This is a genomic window from Pseudohongiella sp. (assembly GCF_011050365.1).
Taxonomy (GTDB): Bacteria; Pseudomonadota; Gammaproteobacteria; order Pseudomonadales; family Pseudohongiellaceae; genus Pseudohongiella.
The window spans coordinates 20,633-47,586 of record NZ_DRFV01000011.1; the positions used below are offsets into that span (position 1 = coordinate 20,633).

Annotated in this window: 19 protein-coding genes; 17 read left to right on the forward strand and 2 right to left on the reverse strand. The window is 56.2% G+C overall.

Features of this window, described 5'->3' with window-relative positions:
* Positions 1 to 24 precede the first annotated feature (24 nt).
* Positions 25 to 531 (forward strand): protein-export chaperone SecB, encoded by a 507-nt coding sequence (secB, locus tag ENH71_RS09730; RefSeq protein WP_294135305.1) that lies wholly within the window; start codon positions 25 to 27, stop codon positions 529 to 531.
* Between the two features lie 10 nt (positions 532 to 541).
* On the opposite strand, the gene trmL is transcribed toward secB, so the two are convergent.
* Positions 542 to 1,006: a tRNA (uridine(34)/cytosine(34)/5-carboxymethylaminomethyluridine(34)-2'-O)-methyltransferase TrmL gene (trmL, locus tag ENH71_RS09735; protein WP_294135303.1), complete on the reverse strand. Its 465-nt coding sequence runs from the start codon at positions 1,004 to 1,006 to the stop codon at positions 542 to 544.
* A 129-nt stretch (positions 1,007 to 1,135) separates the two neighbouring features.
* Between trmL and ENH71_RS09740 the strand changes: the two genes are divergently transcribed.
* From ENH71_RS09740 to ENH71_RS09810, 15 genes are all read left to right on the forward strand, one after another.
* Entirely contained in the window at positions 1,136 to 2,080 is a 945-nt protein-coding gene (locus ENH71_RS09740) for a type IV pilus biogenesis protein PilM (RefSeq protein WP_294135301.1), read from the forward strand.
* Positions 2,080 to 2,688 carry a PilN domain-containing protein gene (locus tag ENH71_RS09745; protein ID WP_294135299.1) on the forward strand — a complete coding sequence of 203 codons (609 nt, stop codon included), beginning with the start codon at positions 2,080 to 2,082 and terminating at the stop codon, positions 2,686 to 2,688. The genes ENH71_RS09740 and ENH71_RS09745 overlap by 1 nt, the downstream gene beginning before the upstream one ends.
* Entirely contained in the window at positions 2,688 to 3,383 is a 696-nt protein-coding gene (locus tag ENH71_RS09750) for a hypothetical protein (RefSeq protein ID WP_294135297.1), read from the forward strand. The genes ENH71_RS09745 and ENH71_RS09750 overlap by 1 nt, the downstream gene beginning before the upstream one ends.
* Positions 3,376 to 3,759 carry a hypothetical protein gene (locus tag ENH71_RS09755; RefSeq protein WP_294135295.1) on the forward strand — a complete coding sequence of 128 codons (384 nt, stop codon included), beginning with the start codon at positions 3,376 to 3,378 and terminating at the stop codon, positions 3,757 to 3,759. The genes ENH71_RS09750 and ENH71_RS09755 overlap by 8 nt, the downstream gene beginning before the upstream one ends.
* Positions 3,760 to 3,838: 79 nt before the next feature.
* A complete protein-coding gene (locus tag ENH71_RS09760) occupies positions 3,839 to 5,572 on the forward strand; it encodes a pilus (MSHA type) biogenesis protein MshL (protein WP_294135292.1) in 1,734 nt (577 codons plus the stop codon).
* A 23-nt stretch (positions 5,573 to 5,595) separates the two neighbouring features.
* Complete coding sequence (locus ENH71_RS09765; RefSeq protein WP_294135290.1) at positions 5,596 to 6,516, forward strand: ExeA family protein; 921 nt, start codon at positions 5,596 to 5,598, stop codon at positions 6,514 to 6,516.
* A gap of 44 nt (positions 6,517 to 6,560) precedes the next feature.
* The gene (locus ENH71_RS09770) at positions 6,561 to 7,862 is read left to right on the forward strand and encodes a tetratricopeptide repeat protein (protein ID WP_294135288.1); all 1,302 of its coding nucleotides are present in this window, start codon (positions 6,561 to 6,563) and stop codon (positions 7,860 to 7,862) included.
* A gap of 12 nt (positions 7,863 to 7,874) precedes the next feature.
* Positions 7,875 to 9,647 carry a GspE/PulE family protein gene (locus ENH71_RS09775; protein ID WP_294135286.1) on the forward strand — a complete coding sequence of 591 codons (1,773 nt, stop codon included), beginning with the start codon at positions 7,875 to 7,877 and terminating at the stop codon, positions 9,645 to 9,647.
* A gap of 3 nt (positions 9,648 to 9,650) precedes the next feature.
* Positions 9,651 to 10,952, forward strand: a complete 1,302-nt coding sequence (locus tag ENH71_RS09780; protein ID WP_294135284.1) for a type II secretion system F family protein — start codon at positions 9,651 to 9,653, stop codon at positions 10,950 to 10,952.
* Between the two features lie 19 nt (positions 10,953 to 10,971).
* A complete protein-coding gene (locus ENH71_RS09785; protein ID WP_294135282.1) occupies positions 10,972 to 11,622 on the forward strand; it encodes a type II secretion system protein in 651 nt (216 codons plus the stop codon).
* 345 nt (positions 11,623 to 11,967) lie between these two features.
* Positions 11,968 to 12,759, forward strand: coding sequence for a type II secretion system protein (locus ENH71_RS09790; RefSeq protein ID WP_294135280.1), 792 nt, complete (start codon positions 11,968 to 11,970; stop codon positions 12,757 to 12,759).
* A 136-nt stretch (positions 12,760 to 12,895) separates the two neighbouring features.
* Positions 12,896 to 13,453, forward strand: a complete 558-nt coding sequence (locus ENH71_RS09795) for a pilus assembly FimT family protein (RefSeq protein ID WP_294135278.1) — start codon at positions 12,896 to 12,898, stop codon at positions 13,451 to 13,453.
* Positions 13,446 to 14,021 (forward strand): type IV pilus modification PilV family protein, encoded by a 576-nt coding sequence (locus ENH71_RS09800; RefSeq protein WP_294135275.1) that lies wholly within the window; start codon positions 13,446 to 13,448, stop codon positions 14,019 to 14,021. The genes ENH71_RS09795 and ENH71_RS09800 overlap by 8 nt, the downstream gene beginning before the upstream one ends.
* Complete coding sequence (locus ENH71_RS09805; protein ID WP_294135273.1) at positions 13,999 to 14,847, forward strand: type IV pilus modification PilV family protein; 849 nt, start codon at positions 13,999 to 14,001, stop codon at positions 14,845 to 14,847. The genes ENH71_RS09800 and ENH71_RS09805 overlap by 23 nt, the downstream gene beginning before the upstream one ends.
* On the forward strand, positions 14,837 to 15,295 hold the full coding sequence (locus ENH71_RS09810) for a hypothetical protein (RefSeq protein WP_294135271.1): 459 nt from the start codon (positions 14,837 to 14,839) through the stop codon (positions 15,293 to 15,295). Before ENH71_RS09805 ends, ENH71_RS09810 begins: the two co-directional genes overlap by 11 nt.
* A gap of 21 nt (positions 15,296 to 15,316) precedes the next feature.
* On the opposite strand, the gene ENH71_RS09815 is transcribed toward ENH71_RS09810, so the two are convergent.
* A complete protein-coding gene (locus ENH71_RS09815) occupies positions 15,317 to 15,610 on the reverse strand; it encodes a hypothetical protein (RefSeq protein ID WP_294135269.1) in 294 nt (97 codons plus the stop codon).
* A 199-nt stretch (positions 15,611 to 15,809) separates the two neighbouring features.
* On the opposite strand from ENH71_RS09815, the gene ENH71_RS09820 reads away from it, so the two are divergent.
* Positions 15,810 to 26,915 carry a glycine-rich domain-containing protein gene (locus ENH71_RS09820; RefSeq protein ID WP_294137776.1) on the forward strand — a complete coding sequence of 3,702 codons (11,106 nt, stop codon included), beginning with the start codon at positions 15,810 to 15,812 and terminating at the stop codon, positions 26,913 to 26,915.
* Positions 26,916 to 26,954: the final 39 nt, after the last annotated feature.

Here is a 26,954-nt window from a genome sequence, read left to right on the forward strand (position 1 = left end):
TAACGCAAGAGAGACTGTTTTATCATGGCAGAGAACGAAAACAACCAGAATGGTAACGCGGCCGCCGCTCAAGGCGACCAGCAACAGGGTCCGATGTTTGCACTGCAGCGCATCTATCTGAAGGACACCTCTTTCGAATCCCCCAAAAGCCCTGATGTATTCAAGGGTCAGTGGGCGCCCAAAATCACCTTTAACCTGAATACCAGCAACGAAAAACTGGCTGACGGCGTTTATAACGTTGTGCTGCGCCTGACGATCGAAGCCAAGCAGGAAGATGCCATTGCTTTCCTGGTTGAAGTTCAGCAGGCCGGTATTTTCACGCTGGATCGTTTCAATGAAGGCGATCTGGAGCGGGCACTGGCGACCGTATGCCCGAACATTCTGTTCCCGTATGCACGTGAAACCATTGATGCACTGGTGGTGCGTGGCAGCTTCCCGCCCGTCATGCTGGCGCCGGTGAATTTTGACGCGGTTTACGCGCAGTCAAAAGCACAGAAAGAACAGCAGGATCAGGCTGCGCCACAGGCGTGATTTGATCCTGTTACGTCAGGCCGGTGAAACCGGTCTGACGTAACGCCTCATACAGGCCAATAGCCACTGAGTTGGACAGATTCAGGCTGCGGCTGTTGGGCTGCATGGGGATGCGCAGGCGTTGCGCCTCCGGCAAGGCATCCCGGATGTCTGCCGGCAAGCCGCGCGTTTCCGGTCCGAATAACAACCCATCCCCTGCTTGATAACACGCCTGGCTATAATCAAGCGTTGCCTTGGTAGTGAACGCTAACAGTCGCTGCACGTCAGATTCGTTGGTGAACTGCTCCCAGCTCTTCCAGCTTTGCACCTGACTCAGTTCGTGATAATCCAGGCCCGCGCGTCGCACACTTTTTTCATCCAGGTTAAACCCCAGCGGCTCGATCAAATGCAGGCGCGCCCCGGTATTTGCCGCCAGCCGGATGATGTTGCCGGTATTGGGCGGGATCTCGGGTTGGTATAAAACGATGTGGATCAAGGCGGGATTCGATCTAATCTGTGAATTCGACCCCAAATATACCCCTGAAGCGCGGCTTTTGCTATAGAATCTGGCAACTTAAGCTTTATAATTCAACAATTTTGAGTACTTGTGAAAGAGGGCGTTTTTTTGCTGGCATGGTTTGGGAACAAAAAGCGCGCAGAGGGTCTGGTCGGATTGTCGATCACTGATCAGCGTATCGCGCTGGCTCATATCACTCGCAAGCGGGATGACGTGTTTCTGGAGAACTGTGTTCGCCGCGGTATTGCTGATGGCTCTTCAGCGCGCCAGCAGTTGGCCGACATAGTGGTAGAGGCGGGGCTGGCAGGCGCCCAGTGCAGCTGTGTACTGGCGCCGCGCGATTACAATATTTATCTGGTAGAGGCGCCGCAGGTAGCAGATGATGAGGTCAGCGCGGCCGTGCGCTGGAAAATAAAGGACCTGCTGGACATGCCGGTGGATCAGGCCGTGATTGATGTATTTGCCCTACCCGAAGATGCATTCCAGGGGCGGAGCAAAATGGTGTATGCAGTGGCAGCCTCCCGGACTTCTGTGGAGCAGCTGATTGACACTGTGGATCGCGCAGGTCTTGATTTGCAGACGATTGATATACCGGAACTGGCCATGCGTAATATCAGTTCCCATGTGATGGATGATCGAAACGGCCTGGCATTTGTTTCCCTGAAGGAAAGCGGCAGCACAATGAATGTCAGTCGCGACGGCAAGCTCTACCTGACCCGGAAGATCAATACGCTGGTGGGCCCGGACGCGTTGCTACAGGACGATTGGGAAATGGTCAGGGATCGCCTGGCGCTGGAGATTCAACGATCGCTCGACTACTACGAAAGTCAGATGGGACAGAATCCGGTAAGCCAGATCATGATCGCGCCCCGCTTGAAAGATACTGAATCGATGATGAACAGCCTGGGCGAGGCGCTGGCGGCACCGGTCGGCGTGTTGGATTATGCGGTTGAGCTGGCGTCGCCGGAAACGATCACGCCTGAGACTAAGGGGGCTTGCATGATGGCAATTGGTGCGGCCCTGCGCGTAAACCTGCATGAGGGGCGGCAGTAATGTCTGTGGCTACCCAGCAAATCAATTTATTGCTTCCCGAGCTGCGGCCGAAACGGGACTGGTTGACTGCATCGCGCCTGGTGGTTGCGCTGATGGCTGTCATTGGCGTGCTGGTTCTCATCAGTACCTGGCATGGCTGGCAGGCTGGCCGCCTGGACGCGGAATTGGTAGCCGCCCGGCAAGCGCTACAACAACAAAGTGAGCGCACTGAGGCGCTTGAGCGCGACGTGGCGAGTCGGGCGACCGACCGCGAACTGGTTCGGGAAATGGAAACCCGCGAGCAGCGCCTGGCGCAGACACGCGAATTGTATGAGTTCATGAGTACCACAGCGCTAGGGAATCTGACCGGCTATTCCGAGCATCTCAAGGACTTGTCGCGCGCTTCATTTCAGGGGCTCTGGCTGACACAGATCAGTATTGCCGGCGATGCTACCAACGTCACCTTGCGAGGCAGCGCCCAAGAGGCCGCCATGCTGCCTGATTTTGTCGGGCGACTGAGCATGGGCGAGAGCGAAATTAGCAATCAGCGCTTCAGCCGCTTGACGTCGACCCGCACGCAGGGAACCACCGGTGCCCAGGTTTACGATTTTGTGCTGGAGACCAACTGATGAGTGCAATGCAACGGTGGCGTGACCTGGAAGACAGATTTAATGATCGCTCGCTGGCCGAGAAGAGCCTGATCAGTGTGCTGGTTCTGGTCTGCCTGGTGTGGGCGGTCAGTGCCTGGTACCTGACGCCCCGGATTGAGTCCAATGACCGGTTGATGCAGCAGATCACGGTCGCAGAGTCTGAGCGTGTGCTTATGCAACAGCGCGAGCGGCAAGCAGAAATTTCAGCCGCAGAGGACCCCAATCAGGCCGCGCGCGTGCGCATTGAGCGGGCCATCGCGGCACAAGCGGATTTGCAGGGCGACATCGAACAACTGGCCGGCAATCTGGTAACGCCGCAGTCAATGACGCGTCTGCTGACGTCAATGCTGGAGAATCAGCCCGGACTGGACCTGGTGCGCGTGGAAAACCGCGAACCCGCGCCGATGCGCCAGGGCGTCGCTAACCCTGCGCCGGGCAATGACGCCGGGCAGGACAGGGACTCAGATGGCGGCGGCCAGATATTCAGGCACAGTCTGGTGCTGGAGCTGGAGGGTGATTACCTGAGCCTTATCGTGTATCTGCAGAGAATCGAATCGTTTAATGAGCGGTTTTTCTGGGATCAGATCACTTTCCAGCGCACTGAATGGCCGACAGGTCTAATGACGCTGGAGCTGCACACTCTGAGCACCGAGGAGGGTTTTGTTGGTGTTTAGAGCTATAACATGGCTTTTCCTGCTGGCGGTGTTCCAGACACAGGCGCAGGCACAAAGTGTCACGGTCATTATTGATGGGGAGGTGTTTCGGGATCCGATGCAACCCCCTTGGGCCATTTTGCCCAGCATCAATAACGTTGATGAGGTGGCGCCCGAAACAGGGCCGCGACTGAGCAGTCTGCAGCTGACCTTTGTCCGCTCTGGCGGATTGGCGCCGGTAGCGGTGATAAACGAGACCCAGGTGACGGTCGGCGATGTGATAGAGGGGGCCCCGGTGGTTGATATTCGGCCGGGAGAGGTTGTTCTGCTAATTGACGGTGAAGAACGGGTGCTGCGCAGATTTGCGCAGCCGGTAAAAACACCGGTGGAACAATGAGAAACGTGAGCGAGCCGTTTGGCGCAACAACGGAGTTGGAATGATCGAAACTGTTAAAATTGGCGCAAGGATTCGGGCAGTGTTGGCACTATCATCTTGTGTAGTGCTGCTTGCCTGCGAAGCCATGGGCGCCAGGCAGCCACCAGACGTCTCCATGATAGATGATATGCAAGTCATTTTGTCGGATGCAGAACAATCCTATATTGAGCCGGTACAGGTTGCGCCTGCGCAGGATATCGTGGATGACCTGATGCCTGACATGGCATTGAGCGACGATCTGCTGACGCCTGTAGCGGAACGCTTCAATGTGTTGGCCTCACGTCAGAACGCGCGCGATTTTTTTGACAACCTGGTGGCTGGAACTGACTATGGTGTGGCGGTCAGCCCTCAGCTGTCGGGTGAAATCAGTATTAACTTGCCCAATGTGACGATTGACGACGTGATGACCGCTGTCGAAGAGACCTATGGTTATCAGATCAGCCGACGCGATAATATCTATCAGATCCAGCCGGCTGGCATGCAGACTCGTATTTTCAACATTGATTATCTTGACGTCAGCCGCGCCGGCTCCTCCAATGTGCAGGTAACCAGCGGCGCCTCCGGTGGCAGCAGCGGTGGCAGCAGCGGTGGTCTCGGCGGTGGTGGCAGCAGCGGCGGGCTCGGCGGTGGTGGCAGCAGCGGTGGCCTAAGTGGCGGCGGCGGCGGTGGTGGTGGTGCTGGTGGTGGTGGCCAGATTTCCACCGATACCGAAACGGATTTCTGGGAAGACATACAGGAAACTCTGGAAGCCATGCTGGAGACCACTGTTACCCGGACCGGCGGCGGCAGTGGATTGCTGGCAGGTCTGGAAGGCGGCCCGGCCACCGTGACGGAGACTACGCGTGTCATCGTGCAGCCGCAGGTAGGATTGATCATGGTCACTGCATCGCCGCGAGAGCTGGACCGGGTGGCAGAGTTCCTGGAGCTTACCCAGGATATCCTGTCACGTGAGGTCACCATTCAGGTGCAATTCCTCGAGGTGGTCCTGAACAAGGGCTATCAGACCGCAATTGACTTCGATACCTTTGGTCCGGGTGGCGCCGATGCGTCGGACAACATAATTACTGGTGATTTCGGTGGCGGCAACAATGGTTCCAGTATTGATGCCATTTCCAACCCGCTGGCCCTGGCTACCAATTTCACCGACTTTGATGCAATATTCAGGATTCTGGAATCGCGCGGCACCACGCAGGTATTGTCCAGTCCCAGTCTTAAAGTACTCAACAACCAGAAGGCTGTGTTCCAGGACGGTGATTCCGAGTTCTTCCAGACGGGTGTCGGATCCAGTGTCATCAACACCGGCTCGTCGGTGACACAGACGTCCGGCAATAATCTTGAATCGTTTTTCTCCGGTATCTCGATGGACATTACTCCGCAGATCAGTGCCGATGGCGTTATCACTTTGCATGTGCACCCGACCATCACCACTGTGACCGAGCAGACCAAGCAGATTGGTGGTGAGCAGGTGCCATTGGCGCGACCCTCGGTGCGCGAGCTGGACAGCATCATTCGTGCTCAGGATGGCAGGATCGTGGTGCTGGGCGGCCTGGCTTATGAGCGGAGTCTGGATGACGCCGCCGGCATTCCCGTAGCCAATGACATCCCGCTGGTAGGTGGCGTGTTTGACCAACGTCGGCGCACTACAGTGAAAAGCGAATTTATTATTCTGTTACGCCCCCTGATTGCCAGTGATCAGTCGGAGCAACGAATTATTCGCGAGGGGAATGAACGCCTGCAGAGATTGAGAAACGAGATCAATCCGTTTGCAAACTAACATTTCAGGATAGTGCGACGCTTATGTACCTAGAGCACTTTGCCATTAAAGAGCTACCGTTTTCGCTAACCCCGAACACTGAGTTCTTTCTCAATATGGCCAGTTACCACAAAGCCTACAATATGCTTATGGTGTCCATCTCCAACCGCGAGGGCTTCATCAAGGTTGTGGGTGAGGTTGGTACGGGTAAAACCATGCTCTGCCGCAAGGTGCTCAATACCCTGGAAGAGAATCCGGATACCTATGTCAGCGCCTATATCGCCAATCCGGTACTCAGTCCCAAGGGACTGTTCCTGGCGTTTGCGGAAGAATTGGGTCTGGAAGCTGATTCAGATATCGGCCACCACAGCCTGTTAAAAAAAATAACCAAAGTCCTTATGCAGTATTCCGCAGACGGGCGCCAGGTAGTCCTGTTTATTGACGAAGCCCATGCGATGCCGGAGAAGACGCTGGAGGCACTGAGGTTGATGACAAACCTGGAGACTGAGCAGACCAAGCTTTTCCAGGTGGTGTTGTTTGCGCAACCGGAACTGGATGAGATGTTGCGCGAGAAATCACTCAGACAATTGCTGCAAAGAATTACCTTTTCCTATCGACTGGAGTCACTCGATCGCGAAGGTCTTGAGCGTTATGTTTCACATCGCCTTGCTACCGCTGGTTACAACGGTCCCAGCGTATTCACATCAGCTGCCCTGGACGATCTGTTTGCTGCCAGTAAGGGCATTCCCAGAATCGTCAATATTCTGTGTCACAAGTCGTTGATGGTGGCTTTTGGCCGGGGTGAAAGAGTGGTCGGGCGTGAGCCCATGCGCAAATCTATTGAGGACACCGAAGGTGTCGCGTTACCCAAAACCAATGCCCGACAGTTCGCGGCTGCCGGTGCGGTCATGGTGGTGGCATTTGCAGTGCTGGCGATCTATCTGGTCGGATATTATCTGCGCTGAGCGAGACAGCTGAACGGTCTCGACGAACAGGAAGATGAGTAATTATGAGTCTGGTTAATGACATGTTGCGGGACCTTGATGCTCGTCGGCGTGAAGCGCCGACCCGTGGCCTCGGCGCCGAAAAACTGGTACCCGCAGCAGAGGCTGACGCGCGCCGCTCGCGTCGCCGTTCGCTGCTGGCAGGCGTTGTGCTGTTGTGCGTACTGGCAACTCTGGTCGCAACGCTATTTTTAAGCGGCGGAGGTGTGAGTACGGGTTCACTGGCGCCGGTAAACGTGGTCACGGATACTGCGTCAGAGGGCGTAGAAGAGCAGACGGCAACAATGGCCAGGACTCAGGCGCAACCAGAATTGTCCGCACAGGCACCCGGCACTCAGGTCCCCGTTGCGCGGGATGAGGACACGTTGAATGAGCTGACCGCCAGGCTGGAACGCCTGGAGCAGCAGAATCGGGCATTGCAGGCACAAGCCTCGCAAGCGGCAAGTGGCGAGCCTGGAAGCCAGGCTGCGGTCCAGACCCATACTCTACAAAGCCAGTCGGAGCAACGCGCACAACAGACTGTCAGTGGAGCTGACCAATCCCGTGATTGGTCAGCACAGCAGGTACCTTTGGCGGGTCAGGAGACTGAGCGTGGGGAAGCGGGAAGTGGTCTGGCTGAGCAGACATCGGTTGGTGTAGCGCCAGATCTGGCGAATGTTGTCGCGCCGTCGTCCGGCGCCAATACCGGCAGTAGTTCACGCAGCCCGCGGGAACTGAGCTTTGAAGACCGTGATCGGCAACAGGTACAGCTGGCGCTGCAACAATGGAGCAGCGGGCAAAGGCTGACTGCGCTGCAAACACTGGATAGCTTTACCTTCGAGAATGCCGAGGCGCACAGGTCACGCGAAACCATGGCCAAACTGTTACTGCAACAAGGCGAAACAGAACGTGCCCTGCAAGCAGTAGAGCTTGGTTTGACCATCGCTCCTCAGTTCGACGGCTATCGCAAGGTCAAGGCGCGCGTGCTGCTTGGCCAGGGGGCTGCCGATCAGGCATTGGGGGTGTTATCCGGCAATGCGCCATCGGCCAGCGCTGATACTGAGTACCATGACCTGTTGGCCACGGCCTACCTGTCAGCGCAGCGCTATGACAGTGCAGCAGTCAGTTACCGCATGTTACTGCAGCAGGATGAATCGGTTGGCCGCTGGTGGTACGGTATGGGTTCAGCGCTGGAAGCACAGGGCAGACTTGCAGATGCTATAAGCGCTTATGACAGAGCCCTGCGCTCGGGCGGTCTGAGTGTCACTCTGCGGCAAAACAGCCAGCAAAAACTTCAGGCCCTGCGTCAAACAGTCGGTGTCAACTGAACGGAGCCAACTATGGCGATGAAACAGAAAATCCGTATTGGCGATCTGCTGGTTCAGAATTCAGTCATCACTGAAGATCAGTTGCAACAGGCGTTAACGAAACAGAAGTCCACCGGCGTGCGCCTGGGGCGTACGCTGATCAATCTCGGATTTGTTCAGGAAGACAGGTTTCTGGGTTTCCTGTCAGAGCAACTGAATATTCCCTTTGTCGATCTGCGCCGCTATCGCTTCGACGCACTTGCCGTGCAAAAACTGTCCGAAACGCACGCCCGGCGTTTCCGCGCCATAGTGTTGTCGGAGAAAGGTGGCGTGCTGCTGGTAGGCATGGCTGATCCGACTGATATCTATGCCTTCGATGCGCTTGAGCGGATACTGCAGCAGCCGATCGACCAGGCGGTTGTGCGCGAAAGTGAGCTGCTGGCGACGCTCGATATAGTCTACCGCCGCACGGATGAAATTGCCGGTTTTGCTGAGCAGCTTGATGACGAGTTAACCGATGGCCAGTTCGACCTGGCAGCACTGGCCCCCTCGGCGGATGACAGCGATGCACCGGTGGTCAAACTCCTGCAGTCCCTGTTCCAGGATGCCATCCAGATACGCGCATCAGATATTCATATTGAGCCTGATGAGCAGGTGTTGCGAATCCGTCAGCGCATCGATGGTGTGCTGCAGGAGCAGGTGGTCAAAGAGCGACGCATTGCGCCGGCGTTGGTGCTGCGCCTGAAGTTGATGTCGGGCCTGGATATCTCGGAAAAACGGCTGCCGCAAGACGGCCGATTCAGCCTTAAAGTCAAAGAGCGTCGCATTGATGTGCGTTTGTCCACCATGCCCGTTGAATACGGTGAGTCGGTGGTGATGCGACTGTTGGATCAGACCGATGGTGCGGCAGATCTGGACAACGTTGGTATGCATGGTGCCATGCTGGAGCAGTTTCGCAAGCTTGTGCATATGCCACATGGTCTGATTCTCGTCACCGGGCCTACCGGCTCTGGTAAAACCACCACGCTTTATGGTGCCTTGCAGGAATTGAACGAAGTCGGCAAAAAAATTATCACAGTGGAAGATCCTGTCGAATACCGGTTGAGCCGGATCAATCAGGTGCAGATCAATCCCAAAATTGGCTTGAGTTTCGCCAAAGTGTTGCGCGCAGCCCTACGTCAGGATCCTGATATCCTGCTGGTAGGCGAGATCCGTGATCAGGAAACCGCCGAGATTGCGCTGCGCGCGGCGATGACCGGCCACCTGGTGCTGTCAACGCTGCATACCAATGATGCGGTATCCAGCGCCATGCGACTGGTAGATATGGGCGCGGAAGGGTTTCTGGCGGCAACGGCGATTCGGGCTGTGTTAGCGCAACGGTTGGTCCGGCGTCTGTGCGACAATTGTTTTGTAGACTATACGCCTGATGAGCGTGAAAAAAGCTGGATGGCACATGTGATGGGGCCCGATAGTCCCCGCACTTATAACCTGAAGACACCCAGCGGCTGTCACCGCTGCAACAATACCGGGTACAAGGGTCGAATTGGCGTCTTTGAGCTGTTAGTGATCAACGATGACATGGCCGACGCCTTGCGTCGCTCCAGTTCTTCGGACTTCGTCAAGTCTGCACGTAAAAGCAAAGGCTACCGACCGCTGGTGGTCAGTGCTTTACAGGAAGCGTTCAACGGCGTGACCAGCCTGGAAGAGGTCTACCGCGTGGCTGAACAGGTCGATGGTGAAGGTGATTTCATGCAGGAAAAGAGCATGCCGGATCAGGCCATGATTGATCAAAGCGAGGCTGTGTAAATCATGCCGGTATTCCAGTATAAAGCCAGAAATTCCGCGGGAGCCCTGATCTCGGGCGCAGTGGATGCTGCAACGTTGGACGCGGCGGCCGGTGAATTGCTGGAGCAGGGCATGACCCCCATTGACATCAAGGCAGGCCGCAGTGGTCGCGGGCGCATAGCAACGCCGCAGGAAAGCGCCCGCCCGCGCCCTGCGGTGCGCAAAGGGGCTGGCACCAAGCCGCCAGAATCAGGCTTGCAGCAGTTAAATGATGCTCTGATGCGCAAGAAAATAGATATCACCGAGCTGATCATTTTTTCCCGCCAGATGCAGAGCCTGACCAAGGCCGGACTGCCGCTCGACAGGGCGCTCACCGGTCTGAGGGGGTCAATGAAAAACCCTCGTCTCAAACAGTTGATAGGTGAGGTGCTGGCGGATCTGGAATCTGGCCAAAGTCTGTCAACCGCGCTGGGCCATCATCCCAAAGTGTTCTCGCCACTGTTTCTGTCCCTGGTTGATGTAGGTGAGAACACCGGTCGACTGGATCTGGCGTTTGAGCAAATCAGTCGTTATCTGGAACTGGAAAAAAGCACCCGCAAACAGGTGAAAAGTGCAACGCGATACCCGATTTTTGTGATCAGCACCATGGCAGTGGCGCTGGGCATTATCACCTATTTTGTCATCCCGGCGTTCTCGCAGACCTTTGCCCGCCTGGGCGCCGAGTTGCCATTGGAGACGCGAATTCTCATTGGTATCTCTGATTTTGTGGTTAACTGGTGGCAATTTTTGCTGGGTGGCACGGTCGCGGCTGTTGTTGGTTTCAAGACCTGGGTGCGCAGTAGGCGCGGCAAGCTGATCTGGGACCATCAGAAACTGAAGATACCCCTGGCCGGACCGGTCTTTAACCGTATTGCGCTGGCACGGTTTTCCCGCACGTTTGCCATGATCCTTAAAGCCGGTGTGCCTATTGTGCATGGCATGGGTGTAGTCGCCGGCGCGGTGGGCAATAAATTTATTGCCGGGCGCATCCTGCGTATGCGTGATGGCATTTCGCGCGGTGAGTCTCTGTATAACACCGCAGTAACGGCCGACATGTTCTCGCCCCTGATCTTGCAGATGATTGCAGTTGGCGAAGAAAGCGGCACGATCGATCAGTTATTGGAGGAGGTCGCAGATTTTTACGATGCCGAAGTGGAGTATGACCTCAAGCGACTGGGTGAGGTCATTGAACCTATTCTGATTATGTTTATCGCGGGCATGGTGCTGGTGCTGGCTTTAGGTGTGTTCCTGCCCATCTGGGACCTGAGCAGCGCGGTGAACAATTGAAACGAGTCAAGGCGGGTCTATGAGCAAAGGCAAATATGGGGCCGGCATCCAAATGCCGCGCAGGCAGGCCGGTTTCTCGATGTTTGAGCTGGTGGTCTACCTGTTGGTGTCATCCATTCTGTTCGCTACGGTGATCAACCGCTACCGGGAATTCCCTGGCGAGGCGGAGCGAGCCAATTTTACCGCTGTGCTGGCGCAACTGAAGACAGGCGTTAATCTGCAGATGATGGACATGATTGCCAGTGGCAACTGGAATGGGCGTGCGGAGGCACTGGAAGGCACTAATCCCATGAGTCTGATGCTGGAAGCACCCAGCAATTACGTCGGCGAGTTCGCCATGGTGGATTTGTCGACCATGCCGCGTCGCGTCTGGTACTTTGATACCAATCGTGGAGAATTGGTGTATCTGGCTGAAAATACGCAGAATTTGTACGCCGTTGGGAGTAACGGGACACAGCCCAGCGAGCAGGTACGTTTTCGTATCAGTAGCACTCGCGCGCCAGACGCAGCGCCAGAACAGGGCTGGCAGGGTTTGAGCCTGGCGGCGGTAGAGCCTTACCAGTGGCGACGCGTGCCGCTGGATGTCGACGCTATTGCGGAAACCCAGCAGGAGGCGCAGGGTGCGCCGGAAATACCAGAGTCACTGGGGAGCCTTATCAGCGATCAGTGAGTGTGGGTAAAAATCGGGCATAAAACGCTGTAAGTTGCTGAAATAAATAATTAAAATAGAGGGCCTTGGGGTTTTTCGGCGTTTCTCCGGGCAAAATCAGGCGAAAACGCGCTGAGAAGGCCAATTTAGGGATGATTAGGCGGTTTGACGATGGCGATGCCCCATGACTGCTGTTAGCATGGCCACCAGCTAGAGGAAACGTGGTTTAAGTACGACTGTTAAGTTAATGACGGGCAAAGATTTTAGCTCGGGTTCTCTAAACCAAACCTGCCGGTATCTGCCGGAATGTAATGCAGTATCGAATGCCCGACATACGACGGGATCCATGATCAAAGGAGCAATAACATGCAAATGCAACGAGTGAACAAGCAACAGGGTTTCACCATCATCGAACTGGTGGTCGTGATTCTGCTGTTGGGCATCCTGGCCGCCACCGCGCTGCCGCGATTTATTGATGTGACAACTCAGGCGCACGATTCTGCGTTTGATGCCACTGCCGGTGGATTTGTTACTGGTACGGCTCTTTACCGAGCAGAATGGGTGGCGCGTGGTCAGCGTGCTGCTCAGACTCCGCTGAATTCCTACGGCGGCCTGCGCGGCGCTCCCGGGTATCAGACTGGCGCTTATGATGCTGACGGCGGCACCACTACAAACGACAGTGACTTCACTCCGGGAACTTTTACAGGGCCGGCTACTGGCTACCCACTGGCTACTGAAAATAGCGTGACTGAAGCCAGTTTTGACGCTGCCAACTGCGTTGAGGTGTTCTCTAATGTTCTTCAGGAAGGTGCACCTTCTATCGCCTCCACAACAGACACGTTGACTTTGACCAGCGCAACCACAATCGATACGAGCTTGACTACAGTGCTTGATACCACAACGGCTGACTTTATAGCGTTCGCGCAAGATATAACATTCGACACAGGGTTTGCTCGCCTTGGCGATGAGTTGAGTGGGACCACTGGTGATCCTTCTAACTATTCAGATTCAGCGAAGGCTTGTTTCTTTGTCTACGCGGCAGAAGCTGGTAATTATGATCGGGCCATTCTGTATGTGCCATGGACAGGACGTGTGTCGGTTTATACGACGTCAGACAACCTGATAGCCGGCGCGACCTACGACGGCCCGGTACAATAAGCTCCCAAGGCACTCTTGGAAGCTGTATGATGAGTAAAAGGCAAATGCCCTGCGGGTATTTGCCTTTTTACCTTTCGGGTTTCAAACTATGCTACAAACGTGTGAAACAGCGAGACTGAAAAGCGATGTGACGTTTATGGCTTTATCGAATGCAAGTCCTCGCAGTCACAGTGTAGGCTTCTCCATTATTGAGCTCGTCATTGTTGTCTTGTTGATTGGTATCGTCTCCGCTGTGGCCATGGCCCGAATCCTGCGCAGCGACACCTACAATCCCATCATTGCTCGCGATCAACTGGTATCAATTGCCCGTTCAGCCCAACAGAAAGCCATCGGGCGCACGGACGTCAGCCTCCAAATACAACCTATCGGCAACAACCTGCAGTTTCGCATTGAAGACGACACCGGTGTGGTGGAGTCCATTGACGTTGATCTGGCGGAGGTGATTCCTTCCGGGGACACCAACCAGCTTGCCAGCTGCAGTGTGGTAGGGGGTGCATCGGTGATTTCGCTGAGCACGCCCATGGTGATTTATTACAATAAGCTTGGCGATCTTCTGGAAGGTGGTGTTGTCGGATCACCAGGGTATCCACAGGAAGTGACCAGCGGTGCCCGCGTCTGCATCAACAACGATCCGGTGATGTCGGTGTGTTTATCGGCGGCAGGTTACGCCTACGTGGGGGATTGCATTGAATAGGTCGCCTCACAGCCAGGCAGGTTTAACGCTGATCGAGCTGGTGGCCGTCATTGTGATTCTGGCAGTCGCGCTGGTAGGGGTCAGTGCGTCTATCTCCGGTGCCATTTCTCGTAGCTCGGATGTCTTGCTGGAGACCCGCGCCGTGGCGCTGGCGCAAAGTTACCTGGATGAAATCCTGGCCAAGCGTTTTGATGAAAACACCGCGCCCAGAGGCATTCCACCGTGTCGCAGCAATTGCACTGACGAGGGTGACTTTGGTCCCGATGGTGGCGAGACGGCACGCGAAGACTATGATGATGTGGACGACTATGATGGCCTGGATGAAGGCCGTGATCAACCGACCCCTCTGCAGGATGCGGAAGGCAATGAGCGGGTGGGTTACGATAATTTTCGGGTGGAAGTCTCGGTGCGGTATCTTGAGCTTGGTGTGGGTGGTACCGAAGAAACCCTGGCCACCGAGGCGGATGATCTGACTGATGCGGAAGATGCAAAGCTGGTCACCGTCACGGTCAGCCACGCCGGGCGTTCAAGTGACTGGAGTTTCAGTGTTTATAAAGCCAATTTCTGACAGGCAGCGTGGCTTCACGCTGATCGAAATTGTTATCACCGTGCTGGTGTCATCGATTATTGCTGTCGGTATCGTGAACTATATTGGCGACTCGGTAGAGGGTTTTGCCAGCAGCAGCAATCGCAATAAGCTGGCGTCGTCAGGCCGCACCGTGGTCGACCGGCTGGCATTGGAGTTGCACAATTCGGTGCCCAACAGTATACGGGTCACGGCGGCGCAACCGGCGGGTGACCAATGCCTGGAGTTCATACCATTTGTCGGCGCCACCAGTTACCTGGACGCCCCGTTTACCGGCACCGGTGATACGGAGTTCGATGCCGTCGACTTTAATCCGACGCTGCTGTATGCCTCACCAGCCGAGGTATATGCGGTGGTGTATCCCATCAATACCGATGTTCTGTACGAGTTTGCCAATCCCGGCCCGATGGCCCTGATTGACGAGATAGAGGATACCGGCGGCGCCGATGGCATCGTGACCGTGCACCTTGACGCGCAGCACCGTTTTACTCGCCGCTCGCCGGTGAGTCGCTTTTATGTGGCACAAACGCCGGTCAGTTTCTGTATTGTGGGCAGTCGACTGTTCCGCTATAGCAACTACGATGTACCGGAGGATCAGTGCACACCGGCGACTGCGTCATGTTTGCCAACGTCGGCGCCGGATCGTGCCCTGATCAGTGACAATATTAACAATAGTGCCCGCTCAGCGTTTACCTTGCTGGAGCCCACGCTAAGGCGTAACGCAATTCTGGCAATGGATCTGAACTTTACCAGCGAAGGGGATGTGGTCAGTCTGAAACATGAGGTCTTGATGCGCAATGTGCCCTGAAAAAAGTACTATATCAAAGCTCACCGGCAGCATTGCGACCCGTCAGCGTGGCGTCGGCCTGCCAGCCGCCATCTTTGTGATTACCCTGATGTCCACGATTGCGGTCGCCATCAGTTTGCTGGTGTCGCAAAATGCCGAAACCTTTGAAGAGGAGGTGCGCCTGACACGGGCCTTCTATGCCGCCGAGTCGGGCGCTGGATTTGCCATGAATGCACTGTTCCCGCCCGATGAGTTTCCGCGTTACGACGTCACCGCCGTCTGTCCGGATAACGAAGGCAGTCCGCGGATTTACGAATTCACTGCGCCCGGTTTGTCGGTGTGCAGCGCGGAGGTCAGCTGTGCATTGGACGCCACTGTTGATGGCCTGGAGTATTACACCATCAACAGTACCGGTATTTGTGGTGATGTCAGTCGCACAGTGCAGGTTCGCACCAGTTTTGACGAATGACACCCAATGCGCTTTAGCGCTCTAGAAGGTGCCCACCAAACGGAATATGACAAGCACCACTGCCAATGTGACGAAAGTCGCCGTGCCGTAGGTGACAAAATTGCTCAAACCAACCTGGGTGCGGTAGGCGTCAACCGTGCGCGTAGCATCCCCGGTACGATGGCTGATATCACGCTGCAGACGGATCTTGTAGTTGTCGAACTTCTCAACCAGTTGCCAGCCGGACTGTGCTTCCTCGTCCAGTACCGCCTTGAGATTGCCGGATTTTGCAAAGTGCGGCGTGGTTGATTGCACGATCTTGTATTCCAGTTCCATGTTGGACTCCGTGTGGTTAGCTTGAACTGCCTGTATTTTGTGTTCGGGTGCACAAATTTGCAATCTAAACCGCCATGCCTTCGGGTAAATATGGGGACAAATTGCAGGCATATTGCTACTGTGGGCCGTTAAAACCGGCGTTAGCCGATATAATGCCTAAGTTAATAATAAACCGTTAGTTTGTTGGTACTCTTCGACTATGCCCCAACACCGGCAGTTCACCGCCAGAACCAGGAAAATTGCTGAGCTCCCTGAAAAAGGGCTTTGGCGCTGGCTCGTGCGTGGGGTGTGTGTCGGTGCTGGTTTGCTGGTGGTGGCCGGTCTGGTCATTGCCCAGGTTCCGGGTCCGGTCAGTGTCAGGGGTAGCGGCGGGATCGTTGCCCAGGTCAATACGCCGATTCTTGGCACCGGTGGCAATATCAGCACTCAGGGTGCGTACACGGTCCACGTGTTTAATGGCAATGGCACATTCGTGCCCCCCGCAGGCCTGAGCAGCCTGGACGTGCTGATTGTTGCCGGTGGTGGTGGTGGCGGTGGTTATGAAGATGGCGGCGGCGGCGGTGGTGCGGGTGGCCTGAGGTTTGTCACTGGCGTAAACGCTAACCAGCCATCTTTTAGCGTCCAGGTCGGCGCTGGCGGCGCCGGCGGCACAACCAGTAACAACCTCAGCGGCAATGGCCAGCAGGGTGGTGCGTCCTCATTTGGCGCGCTGTCAACGGTTGGCGGCGGCGGCGGTGGCCGCGGCGATCAGGGATCTGGTGGCGGCGGCAACGGTGGCTCTGGCGGCGGTGGTGGCAGCACCAGTTCGAACAACAATGCACGACCCGGTGGCGCAGCTATAGGTACACCGACGCAAGGTAACCCGGGCGGTGCCGGCAGCGAAGACAACAACAACAACCGTAAAGGTGGTGGCGGTGGTGGCGGCGCGGGTGCGGCCGGTGCTATAGGCACCGACAATGCGGGCGGCAATGGTGGCGTTGGTTTGAATTACAGCGCCCAGTTTGGCGCCGTGGGCGGGGCCGGCGGCTGGTTCGCCGGTGGTGGCGGTGGTGGCAGGCGCAACGACGACCCTGTGGGTACCGGTGGCCAGGGTGGTGGCGGTAACGGCGCGAACGAGAACGGCCCGGCCACTGCGGGCGCGGCCAACACCGGTGGTGGTGGTGGCGGTGGCGGCGAAAATTTCTTCAACACCCACCCCGGACAAGCGGGCGGCAGCGGTGTGGTCATCGTGCGTTACATCGCGCCAACTCAACCGTTTATAGTCCACAGATTCAACTCATCCGGCACATTCACGCCGCCACCGGGTGTGAGCCAGGTTGACGTGTTGGTGGTTGCCGGCGGCGGTGGCGGTGGTACCTCGCGCGCATTCGGGACTGCGGGCGCCGGTGGTGGCGGTGCCGGTGGCCTGGTGTATCGAACCGGATTCGCTGTCGGCAGTTCGGTCGCCGTCACTGTTGGCGCCGGTGGTGCCGGCGGTCCCGGGACCGGCCACGCCAATGGCATCAATGGCGGTAACTCTGTCTTTGGTAGCCTGACCGCACTGGGCGGCGGCGGCGGTGCTGGCGGCAACGCGCAAGGTAGTGCCGGCGGCTCCGGCGGTGGCTCTCGCGGCAACGATGGCGGTGTCGCCTTGCAACCGGGCGCAGCAACCACCGGCGCAGGGTTTCGGGGTGGCAACATGCCAGGGTCTCCCGGCGGTGCACCCGCAACCGGCGGTGGCGGTGCTGGCGGCGCCGGTCAGGATATCGCGGGTAATACAGGGGAAAATGGCGGACAAGGTGGTATCGGCCTGCAATACAGTATCTCTGGTACAGCCACTTTTTATGCCGGTGGCGGCGGCGGTGGCGCGGCACAGAATCTGTCTCTGCCTGGTGCCGGTGGCCAGGGTGGTGGCGGTGCCGGTGGTCGCGACAATATCACGCCGACAGCAGGCACTCCCAATACCGGCGGTGGCGGCGGCGGCGGCAACAACTCGGTCAATGGCGCGGCCGGTGGTTCGGGTGTGGTCTTCGTGCGCTATCGCCCGCCAACCCTGACCATACAAACGCAGCCGTCTGCCTCGGCCATCAGTGGTGCTGCGTTTAATCAGGCACCGGTGGTGGTGTTGCGGGACTCCAATAACAGTGTCGTCGCCAACGCCACCGTCACGGTGGCGATCGCCAGTGGTGGCGGCACGCTGGGCGGAACTACGTCGGTGCAAACCAATGCCAGCGGTCAGGCGACTTTCAACAATCTCAGCATCACGGGCGCTGCTGGCGTGCGGACCTTGAGTTTTACCGTCAACGGCACGACAGGCTCAGTGGTGTCCAACAATGTCGAAATTGTCACCTATCACTTCGAAGTTGAACACGATGATCTGAGCAGTACCTGTGCGCCGTTCACCCTGATTACCATCAATGTCGTCGACTCCAATGACAATCCGGTGCTGAATTATGAGGGCACAGTCACGATTTCCAATGATGCCAGTAATGGTGATTACGATCTGGCCAGCGGGTTTCCGGGGAATTTTACCAATCTGGGCAATGGTTCGGCCACCTATGAGTTTATTGCCACTGACACAGGCACAGTGCAGCTTGAGTTTATGACCACCACGGCTAACGCCAGTCTGTCGTTCGACGCCAATGCCGGTTCCATCGGCACTGAGAATTATGGCCCGCCGCTGGAAATTGGCCAGTGTTCGTTTGCGGTTGCACACAATATTCAGGGTGGCGTCTGTGCCGCCTCGGCCGTGACGTTCTCGGTGCTGGGCGCCGACGGTAATGTGCTCAGCGACTACCTTGGTCAGGTTACGGTCAGCAGTTCATCGAATACCGGTAACTGGAGCAACGCTTTTGGTGAGCCGGGCGTGTTCAGCAATGGCACTGCAGGTGATGGTGTTGCGACGTATACATTTGGCGCCGGCGATGACGGTGAGGTTCAATTGGGTTATACCAATGTTGCCGGTACCTATACCTTTGACATCACTTCCGTGGCCGGTGATATTGCCACGGTCAGCGACGACGATGGTCAGCTGACGGTGAGCGCCTGCTCGTTTCGCATCTTTGTCGCGGGCGATGTGACGGCCCTTGACTCCAGTGTGTGCCGTATCGAAGAAATCCGGATACAAGTGGTAAATGCGAACGCATCGGTGGTGATGAATTATGCCGGAACCCTCAACCTGAGTACTGTCGGTATCACCAGCGGCGACTGGAGTAAAACCGGTGTTGCCGCAGATGCGCTGGGCAATCTCACCGCCGGCCCTGGTGACGGCAGCGCCACGTATCCTTTTCAGACCGGTGACGAAGGTGAGATTACGCTGAATTTTGCTGTACAGGCTGCCGACGAGATCAATTTCAATATTGTTGCGGCCAATGTGGCGCAGCCATCAGGCAATTTTGATCCCACTATTGACTACGAGGCTTGCGTATTCCGGATCGTTTTCCCTGACGGTACCGACTCCGACGTATGCTCGATTGCGCAGGTTGATATCTCCATCGTCGATCGCGCTGGCAATGCGGTTACCGATTATGAGGGACAAGTGGAGCTCAGCACATCGACCGGTTTTGGCAGCTGGGAGGATATCAGCCTGTCCGACGGTACCCTGACCGATGCTTTCGAGGAAGACGGCTTTGCCACCTATGAGTTTGTCGCCAGTGATCTGGGCACCATTTCGCTGGGCTTCCGACACCGCCGGGACAGCGGGCCGGTCAATATCAATATTACCGATGATGTGAACCAGGATGCTGGCAACAGTGCCAACATGTATGACCAGAATCTCGAAATAGACCTGTGCACCTTCGAAATTATCCTGCCCGAGGCACAGAGTAATGCCTGCACCATAACCCAGGTTCAGTTCAATGTACGTGACCGCAATGCGGATCTGGCGACAGAGTTTCGTGGCACCATGCGCATCTCCAATAACGCAGGACGTGGCGACTGGTTCGAAGACGGCGGCACCTATGATGCCTTGCCGGCACCGTCGGGCGCAGATGCCGGTATCGCCGACTATGCCTTTACCGCCGGCGATGCCGGACAGGTGACGCTGGTATTCAGTAGCGAGTCACCGGCGCAATACAACTTTGATGTGGTAGACGATGAAGGCCTGATAGTTGAAGTGCCGTCAGCGGACCCCACTCTGTTCTACACGGGTTGTTTCCCGGAAATCTTCGCTGGCCCTGTGTGTACGGATCGTGATGACTTTACGACCAATCTGGCCAGCATTGCGATCCCGGCGGCGAGTCCGTTGGCCGGTACTGATTCCAGAATGGTATTGATGTCCACGCACCAGATTGAAGATCGTGCCAGCGCCAACACCGGTACGTCAGCGACCTTTGATGGTGATGCCATGTCGTTGGTGAAACGCCAGTTCAATGGCGTTGGCCCGTATTCGGATGATGTTGCTGTTGAGCTATGGACAATTTTTGGCGCCGACCTGCCCGCCGGGGCCGGTACTTACCAGGGTGTATTCAGCGGCGGCGCGGCAGGTGACAGCACTACTATCTGCCTGACCAGTGTGGTAGGCGTAGCGCAGACACTGCCAGTTGAGGCTGCAGACCCGCCAACCGGTCCGCTCAACGGCACCAACTACAGTCAGCCTGTGCAAAACGGAGAGTTCCGCCACAACGCTGTCACTACAATTTCGACCGAGTCGAACAATTCATTTGTGTTCAGTGTTACGGCTAACGATACCCAGAACGGTGCAGCCGACAATACGTATTATTATCTTGCGACACAGCCCAACCCGCTGGTCGGTCTGTGGGGCGGCTTTGATACCGGTCAGCTGAATCCGCCACCGCGCACGGCTGAGCTACAAGCGCGACCTGACAATGGTCGCTCTGGAGGTTCTGCCGGGGTTCTCAGTTCATTGGGCGTGGTTACCGTGGTGGAGCCATTCAGGTCAGGTAATTCGATAGACCTGAACATTGAACCAACGCGTAATGCCCACATCGTGGCGGCGTTTGAACCCAGAGTGGAAGGTGAGCCGCTGGCCGAAGGATTTGAACCGGTTATTCTGTATAAAACATTTTCCGGTGCCATGAGTTATCGCGCAATTGGTGCGTCGTTGCGCACACAGCCATCAGGTGCTACCGTAAATGCGGCGGTAGATTGTGCGTTTGTGGACTTTTCAGTAGGAACCGAAGCAACACTGGACATGCCGCCCAATTCCAGTGTTCGGGCTGCCTATCTTTATTGGGCTGGCCAGGGTAGTCCTGAGCAGGTGGACAATACTGTCACTTTCGAACGGGGTGGTTCTCCTTCAGAATTTCAGATAGTTGCGGATGAGGTATTTAATATTATTGGAACTTCCACCAGCGTGGTTGACTTCTTTGCAGCCTATGCCGATGTGACTGATATTGTCACCGTCAATGATGACTATCGGGTAAGTGACTTCGAGGTGTCCAGTAACGGTGATTGGGATAACAACGGCACTTGTGCGGCAGGTTGGTCTCTGATTGTTATCTACGACAACGACGACGAGCAGTTGCGCGTGGTCAATCTGTTTCACGGCTTTCAGCCCTTCCAGTGGGCCTCCTTTACTCTGGTGCCGCGTAACTTCCGAATGGCGACGTATGACAATGATCGCTACCTGCCAAACGGCCAGGTCACACATTTTACTATTGAAGGCGATTCAGGACTTGCCAACGGTGATGAATCCCTGAGTATCCAGGATGAGCCGGACTCGGTTGACTTTAATAATCTGTCGCAGGAACACTTGAATAGTTATAATCCGGTAAACAACGAGTTTAACGAGACCATTACCAGACCGTTGTATGAACTTTATGACAATGGTGTTGACCCGCCGTTCTACTCATGGATCGGCAAGGATCCTGCGCTGATTACCAACAGCCAGAATAACGATGGTTACGAAATTGACTTCGCCGGCCCGGATGCACAGCTCGCCGGTCGAAGTGGCAGTCAGATCGGTAGTAGCTATGGTGTCGATGTAGATACTCATTACCTGGGTAATGACACCCTGTTCGATTTCTCGCAACCGGGCAACGAAGCTGAGCGCATTACCACGCGGTACAGCTCGGGGCAGGACCTGGTTATGCTGGTGTCCGAAGTGATCAGTGTAACCAACTTCCCCATCGCTGATGTGGAAGTGTTCATCAGTCAGAGCGGCGATTTCAAGGTTAACGGTGATGGCACCTACGAAGTGACTGTTACCAACAACGGCAACGGCACGTCGAACGGCGGGGAGGCAACGGGGGAAGTCACTCTGGCGATGCAGTTGCCCACGGGTATGACCTTCGCCAATGCCAGTCAGGTGTCCGGCACTGGCTGGTCATGTACGGTTAACACGGCACCGGCAAACGGTGCCTTTACCTGTACCTACGATATCGGCACATCGCTGGCGCCCGGCGCTGATCTGCCTACGCTGACTGTCAATGTGGATCTGGCAGGGCCTGACGTTTTCACCCTGAACCAGAATAACCGCACGGTGACAGCGCGCATTGTGCATACCGGTGGTAACTGTTCAGCAACGACCACAGGGCTGCTGCCACTGGAAAGCAACTGTGATCGTTCGCCGCAGTTTGATAACAAGTACGATCTGCAGGGTGGCGCCATTGATGTCAATACACTGACCGCCAAGACGGACGCCAACAACAACGTTGAAAGCGTGGTCACGACCGTTCAGGGTATTCGCACTGATCTGCGTATCGTAAAGTCAGTGGTGGATACGCTGGAAGTGGATCAGACCGGTGAGTATGAGCTGGTAGTCACCAATCTGGGGCCTGATGATACAACGGTGCCGTTCACCATCTCTGATGCGCAACCCTCAGGTGTCACCTTTACCGGCACCAGCAGCGCTGACACAGAATGGACCTGCAGTACACTGACGCCGACACTGAATTGTGAGTTTGATGGCGTGCTGGCGTTGAATGAAAGCACAACGCTGACACTGGCAGTGCTGGTCACCGGCAGCGCCCGTGCCAGTGTGGTAAACACCGCCCAGGTTGTAGTTGGCACCGGTAACTTTGATACCGTTCAGAGCAACAATACGTCGACTAACAGCACCACTATTGTCGGACCGCCGGTCGGTTCTCAGGAACGCTTCCTGTTGTCGGTATCCACGCCTGGCAACGATACGTCAATCGGTGGATTGGCCAACTTCCAGAACGATGACCTGATTATTTATGATCCGGCGACCAACGAAGCCATCATGTTCTTTGATGACAGCGTGACCAATGCCGGCCGCGTCGATGACATCAATGCCGTGCATCTGCTAAAGAACGGCCACCTGATACTATCTGCCAATGGCAGCAGTGTTATTGGCACTAATAACCTGGCATTCGAGCCTTGGGATCTGGTGCGCTATGACCCTATTTCCGGCATCGCCTATATGTTCCTGCAGGGCTCAACCGTGTTCGATAACCATGAGTCGGTCAATATCAATGGTGTATACGTCAATGATGACTGCCCCACCAGTGCCGGACATTCGGAGTGTACGGTATTGATCTCGACCACCGGCGGCGCCACCACCAGTTTCGACAGCCTGACATTTACGTCATCGGATATCATTGCGCTGGACAGAAGCGGCGCCAATGTCACTGCCAGTGTTTATATGGAAGGCAGCGATGATGATGTGTTTGGTGCCACCGAAGGCAACGGCAATGTTGATGTTGACGCGTTTTACCTTCGTGTCGACCCCAATGATCCGACAGCAACCATCGACACCATAGCGCTGTCGGTTGACAACGAAACCGCAACGATCGGCGACGACCCGACTATGGATCCGGTGGACGGCACCATTGTCACCCGCGATGATGTCACGGAGCTAAACCGTACCGATGACAGCACACAGAACCTGTTCCTGGGCGATCAGGAACTGGGTGTGTTCACGCCGGATGTGCTGGCGCAACCGACAGCGGCGCAGCGCCGGCTTGACGCGCTGCATCTGGTGGAAGACGGCTATATCGGTCACTTTAGTATCAAGGTTGAGCAAAGCGGCAGCGTCTGTGCGTTTGCCCTGGTACGCATCAGCAAGCATGACGGGCTGACACACACACGCGACGACGATTACTACGGCTCGGTGCGACTTGGCACCAGCACCGGCGTCGGTAACTGGTCGACCCACACCGGTGTGCAAGGCACGCTCAACAATGGCACGCTGGATGATGGCGCGGCAATCTATACCTTTGACCCTGCCGACGACGGTTCCGTGGTACTGCGCTTGAGCTATGACCAGGCCGCGACCATCAAGATTACTGCCACCAATGGCATCGCGTCCGTGCTGGCCAGCGAGAATCCCAACTTTGTCTTCAGTGATGAACTGACCGAGATCACCTGGGAGGATCTGTTCAATACGGTGTCTTACGGCCGCAATGATGGCACACGCAACTGGGCAGCCGACTGGTCAGAGGTTGATGGCGAGAGTGCTTCCATCGGCGCCAATCCGGCAACGGGCAATGTTCAGGTCATCAATGACATCAATAACATCAGTGGTCATCAAAAGTTGCGCTTACGCTCCAACACCTATGCCGTGAACAACAGTATTCAGCCTTCGCTGGCACGCACCTTTAATCTGGCTTCAGTGCCGGCATCAGAAGATGTCGTGCTGAGTTTTGATTACAATTATACCGGTGCCGCTTCAACCGATCAGGTGGTGATAGAAGCACGAGGTACCAGCACCAGTGATCCGGCCTGGACGCAGTTGACGTCCTATACGGGCGTCAGCGGAAGCGGCAGTGGCAGCGCGTCGTTGAATCTGACCACGGCGCTGGGTGGCAACTCGAACATGACAACGACCTCGCAGATCCGCTTCCGCATCGCTAACGGTTATGCAGTGACAGGTCGCTTCTTTATCGATAATGTCAAGATTGAGACCGCCACCGATGAGTGTGGCTATACCGGCTCTGGCTCGCTTGACCATTATGCTATCCAGCACAGCGGTTTCGGCATCTCCTGCGTGGGCACGCCGGTCACCATCATTGCCCATGATGCGGCGAACAATCCGATCAATGCCAATGGCGAAACCATCAACATCAGCATCTCGCCGGGCAAAGGCGTGTGGGCCAGAGTTCTGAGCGGCGGTGGTGCGCTGACAGCGCTCGCCAGTCAAGCGGACAACGGTTCTGCTACCTATACCTTCCCGCAGGGAGAAAGCTCGGTCAGTCTGCTGCTCAATTACACCGTCCCGGCAGGTGCCGGGCAGCCGGTCGATATCAATGTGTTGGGTCAGACCAGCGCCGCTTCAGAGCGTGTCGACGAAGATCCGACACTGCAGATCGCTGAAGCTGGCCTGGTGTTCTATAACGAATCCCAGGACAATTACACCATAGGCACACAGATTGCTGGTAAGCCATCGAATGTTGCCCCGTTGGGGCAACTGCTGACCGTCCAGGGCGTCAGAAGCTCGGACCAGGACCCGCTGCAGTGTGTACCGCTGTTTGACGCCGGCCAGACCCTGCCCATCGAAATCGGTGCAGAGTGCACTGACGCCGATAGCTGTGTCAGCGGTGAGAGTTTCAGTGTTAATGGTGAGTCGGTTGCACTGGTCGATAACAACAACACGGCAGGTGCAAGCGCGTACACAGAGGTTGAGCTGGACTTTATCACGCAGCCTTCAGGTGACGTTGGTGCCACCGTCGAGCTGAATTATTCCGATGTGGGCATCATGCAGCTGCACAGCCGCTACAACATACCTTTTGGTTTCTTTGGTGATACCAACCCGATAACGTCCAATCCGATAACGTCCAACGACCCGCTGACGCCGCCGGGCGTATCAGGCGACTACATGCTCGGTAGTAGCAATACCTTTGTGGTCAGGCCGTTCGGGTTTGCCATCAATTTCCCCGGCGATGAAGGAAATGACCGGACCAATGCTGGCGGAGGATTGCTCGCTGACAATTTCGCGGATAGAGCCGGAAACCCGGCAGACTCCCTGGCAGTTGATGATGACGGTACCGTCTTTGTGTATGCCGGCGAAGGCTTTGATACTGTCGTCACCGCTATGGCCTGGCAGGCCATTGACGATGATGATGACCAGGACGGTCAACCCGATGCCGGTGCCAACCTGTATGACAACCGCCCGACACCGAATTTCTTCTACGACACAGTCGGTGCTGCTGATAACTACGCTGTCAGGCTTACCGTGCTGGAGAATCAGGCAGAGGCCCTGGGTGGCGTACGTGGGGAATTGAGCAATGACACGCTGACCTTTAACAATTTTGACAACTTCGCGGTCGCTGCCACTGGCAGTGCCAGCGTGAGTTATAACGAAGTCGGTATCATCGATCTCCAGGCTGAGCTGGTTGATGTCAACGACAACCCGCTGGCCTATCGGGGTACTGATGTCGTTCGCGGTGTTGTCAGTGATGTCGGCCGTTTTTATCCGCGCCGCTTCGATGTCCTGTCTGCCATGCTGCTGCCGCGCATTGACGCCAGCTGCACGCCGCCCTCCATTTTTACCTACATGGACGAACCGTTTGCCATAGAACTGGAGCTGGTAGCACGTAATACCCAGGGTGCAACAACCGTCAATTACCGCGGTGGTTTTGCCAAGCTCTCTGCCTATACGGACCTGAACTTCCGCGCCATTGAAGAAGTGGCCAGCGCCGACAATAATGATCTCAGCACGCGACTGGACAATGTGTCGGTACCGGTGGCATTCGAGAGCGACTGGTCGGTCGTTCAGGGTGGCGAGCTGGTGCTGGAAGGTAATCTGGCATTCAGCCGCGCCGACCCCGCCAATCCCGATGGTCCGTTTGAGGATATCAAGATCGCTTTTGTGCCCATCGATAGCGACGGAGTCACGCTGGATCCGAACGACCTTGATACCGAGATCACCCAGGCTACCCCGGAGTACAGCCTGATCGCCGAGCACGATTTCCGCTATGGCCGTCTGCTGATCAACAACGCCTTTGGTCCGGAAACTGAAGACCTGGCTATCACTTTCCGGGTGGAATATTTTGATGGCGAGCGTTTTGTGGTGAATACCGATGACAGTTGTACGGTGATTGATGCCGCCGAACTGACGCTGGTGCCCGGGACCTATACAGGCAGTCTGGAGGACGGTGACACGGGGATTGACACGCCCCAGACCACCGAGTTCTTTGAAGGCCAGGTGCAGGGCGTGGAAAGTGCGACCAGTCCCAGTGACGCAACTTTCACGGCAACGGCGCCCGGTGAAGGCAATGGTGGCACTGTGGATGTTGAAATTGATCTGGATGCGCTTAATCTGCCCTTCCTGCAGTTCCGCTGGCCCGAAGTGGATGCCGACTACAATGAAAACCCGCGCGCCCAGCTCGAGTTTGGTCAGTTCCGCAGCCACGACCGGGTCATCCACTGGCAGGAAATCTACAACGGTCCGACGTCTCCCTGACGGCTTCGATTGAACCGAAAAACAGGTGGGGCAAGGGGT